1 pseudogene is annotated in these 390 nt (G+C 72.1%); it reads right to left on the reverse strand.

Features of this window, described 5'->3' with window-relative positions:
- A pseudogene (locus BYZ73_RS23270) lies at positions 1-390 on the reverse strand (DNA cytosine methyltransferase); the annotation flags it as partial.

Below are 390 nucleotides of genomic sequence, written 5' to 3' on the forward strand. Positions count from 1 at the left end.
CCTGGGCGCGGAACATCTCGCGCGGGGTCAGCATGCGCATGCCGATATCGGCGATTGCATAGGTCGCGCCGTCGATCTCGACCGTCACCAATCCGAAGGTGTCGCGGGTCGAGAGCGTGTGCAGCGGCGCGTCCGCGGCCTGGCCGGTGCCCGCACCGTAGTATTTCTGCAGGAAGGCCGCGACCAATGCGCCGTGCCCGCCCCCGGCGCAGAGCGTCGGCACGGGCGCATCGAGGGACTGATCGCGCCGCGTGGTGCCGTGCAGGCTCATCAGATGCGCGGCCACGATCTGCTGCTGCGTGCCGCGGGTGGTGAGGGTGGAGAGCGGGGCCCCGGCCGGGCGGCCGGCATGGCGCTGCATCCGCGCCCCGGCATTGTGCTGGGCGAGGA

This window comes from Rhodovulum viride (assembly GCF_003265965.1).
Taxonomy (GTDB): domain Bacteria; phylum Pseudomonadota; class Alphaproteobacteria; order Rhodobacterales; family Rhodobacteraceae; genus Rhodovulum; species Rhodovulum kholense.